1 protein-coding gene and 1 pseudogene are annotated in these 3,693 nt (G+C 58.7%); both read right to left on the reverse strand.

Annotated features, from left to right (window positions below; all coding sequences use genetic code 11):
- A partial coding sequence (locus J2I47_RS26245) for an SdrD B-like domain-containing protein (RefSeq protein WP_207367604.1) occupies positions 1-1,535 on the reverse strand: 1,535 nt, incomplete at its 3' end.
- 108 nt (positions 1,536-1,643) lie between these two features.
- A pseudogene (locus J2I47_RS26250) lies at positions 1,644-3,693 on the reverse strand (SprB repeat-containing protein); the annotation flags it as partial.

The raw sequence follows: 3,693 nt of genomic DNA on the forward strand, positions 1-3,693 counted from the left end.
TTGGTCATGGTGGCCGTTACGGCGGGGTTGACCGTCACCGTGCCTGAGGTGATGGCTGAACAACCGTCGCCGCTGGTCACCGTTACCGAGTAGATGGTCGTGGCGCGTGGAGAGACTGCCAGGATACCCGTCGTGTTGCTGGTGCCGTTGCTAAAGAGGTAGCTTGCCCCGCCACTGGCGATGAGCGTAGCCGAGGTGCCATCGCAGATGGTGGCGCTGGTCATAGTGGCCGTTACCGATGGGTTCACCGTTACAGTGGCACTTGTCGAGGCGGGGCAGGCGCTGGCCGAATTGGGCGTACAGGTGAACGAGTACACATTGTTGCCTACGGGTGGCGCTATGGTGATGCTGCTCGCGCTGCTGCCCGTGTTCCAGAGAATGCTGCCGTCGGTGCAGTTGTCAGCCGTTAACACCGTTGAGGTACCGGCGCAGATAGATGTAGCGGCGGGGGTAATACTCAGGTTGGGTACACCACCGTCATACATGATGAGGGGTAAGCAACCGCCGGGCTGACAATCGGTGTTGGCCGAGGTGGCGGTGTAGTTATACGAACCTGACGATGTGATGGTGTAGCTGTTGCCGGTGGCTACCTGCACACCATTGCGGAACCAGGCCACGTTGGTCTCGTCGGGCGTCAGATTGGCCACGTAACTTTCGCCGGGGCATATTTTCATCGGCACCGTGAATGAAGCGCGGGCCAGATTATTGCGTGGTGTGGCGTCGGACGAACTGGTCGATACGCCCGCTACGTTGGTCAACACCCCGTCGGCGTCAGCCTGTACCCGCATGGTATACGTACTACTGGCGCCAGCCGTTACGTTGCCCAGGTTCCAGGTCAATTGCACCTGACCCGATGCCAGGGTGGCTGTGGTGGCAGTAGGTGAGGCCGATACCAGGCTCATGCCGAGGGCGAGTGTGTCGCGCACGACAACGCCCGTTGCTGTGCTGCCCCCTACGTTCGAGACGCTAAGGGTGAACGTAGCCTGACCGCCACGTACTACGCTGTAGCTATCGCTCAAAGCGGTGAGTACCATATCGGAGTCACCATCGCTATAACCAAAACTGTAATTACCGCTGAACCCTGATGCTGTGTACTGGGCGTCGATTACCGCCGTGCTACCCCGTAACGCAGCGTCGCTGTCGTTGACGTCATCGCCGGCCTGATTGGCAGCAATGAGCTTGAGGTTTGCCGGCGCATCGGCCGCTTTGATCCGGAAACTGTAGGCAACGCCAGTTTGACCAACCGTAGTGAACGAGAATAAACCCGTGCCCGACGCCGTGGTGGCTGTTTCGAGCAGCAAGCCGTCTGGTTCACGGTACAGGTATACTTTCACGCCACCAATACCCGTATCACCCGCGTCGTAAATGCCATTGAGGTTATTGTCGCGGAACACGTAGTTCTGCCCGTTGACAGGGCCGGGACGTAGGGGCCTGGGGGCGGCAAAAACACGTGGACACAGCCCCCACAGGAGTGCCACGATAAGGCTGACCGAACAGAGCCGGGACAGCGATCGTAGTTGGATAAACGTTGTCATAAAGTGAAGAGAAAGTAGAGAGTGACCAGTTTGAGTTTGAACTTTGACAAGTTGGAGTAAAGCATTGGTAGGTAATGGGTTAAGCGTGAAAAATGAGTTTAGACTAACTTATCGCCTGCGTACGATTACTGGTTTGCAGGGGGTGTACTGGCAGGTTGAACAGGGGCTTACCTCGCCCGTGAGGCGGTAGGTCCGGCAGGTGGGTGTGCCCGTGGTGCGAATCAGGATGGGGTAGAGCGTGGTGCCGTCGGCCTTGAAGCCTTTGGCGTTTACCTGACCCACGTCGCCTACCGTTACCGCCGACCCAAAGGCCGTGCCGCCGGGGTTCAGTACGGTGCCGCCTCTACCGTCGGGATTGGCGCCAATTACCACTTCATACGTGCCCGAATTGCCCGTGTTGGTGGCCTGGATCGTGATGGTGTAATAATCGTCCGCGACGGTAGCATCGGTGCCGTTGTTGCGGCAGCCGCTCTGGGTGATGGTAGCCTGCACACCCGGATCCTGTACTACTGTGGTGGTTAGCGTCGTGCTGCAACCCGTTTGCGGATTGGTCGATATCACCGTGTAAATGCCCGGAATCGTTGTGGTGATGCTGGCCGTGCTGGCAGCAAAACCCGATGGCCCGGTCCACTCGTAAGTGGTGTTGGCGGGGGTGCTGGTGGCTGTCAGCGTGGCTGACGGGTCATAGCAGGTCAGCGTAGCGCTGTTCACCGTTGTCACGGGCAGAGTCAGATCCTGCGTAACGCTGGCGGTAGCGGTGGTTGAGCAGCCGGTTTGTGCCCCCGACGTAATCACCGTGTAGGTGCCTACCACGCTTACTGTTACGCTCTGGGTGCTGGCCGTGAATCCGCCTGGTCCGCGCCACTGATACACCAGATCGGTCTGGCTGCTGCTGACCGTCAGGGTGCGGGTGGGGTACGCGCAGGTTAGGGTCGCACTGTTTACCGTTGCCACAATGGCTGGGTTCACCGTAATGACGCTGCTGGCAGTGGCGGTACAACCGTTTACGTCGGTCACCGTGACGCGGTACGTACCCGACTGGGCTGGTGTGGCGTTCGGAATAACCAGCGGGTTGGTGCTGCCCAGGTTGCCGCCGGGACCACTCCAGGCGTAGGTAACGCTACTGGTTGGGCTGGCTGTCAGGCTAATGGGGAACCCTTCGCAGTAGGCCGTGTTGCCTGCGATAGACGCTACTGGCGGCGACGGAACCGCGTTTACCGTAACACTCGTGGCGGTTGATACGCAGCCGGTGGCATTATCTTTTACCCTTAACTGATAGACACCGGGTGCCCGTCCTGCTAACGTTGGCGACGTCTGGTACGACTGGCCATTGTCAAAGCTATACTGTACACCCGTGGTGGGGGTCTGTATCTGGATCGTGCCTGTGGTGGTTACGCAGGTAGGTTGTGTAACTGAGGCGGTCGGTGCGCTTGGCAGCGGATTAGTTGTCAGCGTCGTTGCCTGTGTTGTTGAACAGCCATTGGCATCCGTAACGACCACCGAATAGGTGCCGCCGCTTAGCCCGGTCAGATTTGCCGTGGTAGCCCCGTTGCTTGTTGGGCCGGTCCATGAATAGGTGTACGGTGCGGTGCCACCCGACACTGAACTGCTGATGGTACCCGTGTTTTGTCCGGCACATACCGGTCCACCGTTTGTTAGCGAAACCTGGAGCAGAGGAGGCTGCGTAAGCGTGGCCGTCTGCGTGAGCGAACAGCCGTTGGCATCGGCCACTACAATGGTGTAGCTGCCAGCTTCTGTCTGGTAAGTGCTGGTGCCTGAGGTTGTGGTTGACGACATAAGACCTCCGGTGTTGTAATAGCTGACCGTGTAGGGACCGTGACCACCGCTTACTTTCACCGTAATCTGACCTTGTCCGTTGTAGCAAAGGGCATTGGTTGTCTGGGCGTTAACGGCCAGTGGATCAGGCGTTACCACATCTACGGTAGCCGTGTTGCTTAAGCAGCCGTTGGCGTCGGTCACAACGACGCTGTAGGTGTCGGGCGTGGTGAAAGCCGGGTTGGCTTCCGTTGAAATCACGCCGGTTGCGTTTGACCGGTACCAGGCGTAAGCAACCGGTGGGGCACCACCCGTAACCTGCGTAGAAATGGCTACGGCCGGTTCGTTGTTGGCGCAGGTGATACTGGTGTTAATAATCCGT

The organism is Fibrella rubiginis (assembly GCF_017353185.1).
Taxonomy (GTDB): domain Bacteria; phylum Bacteroidota; class Bacteroidia; order Cytophagales; family Spirosomataceae; genus Fibrella; species Fibrella rubiginis.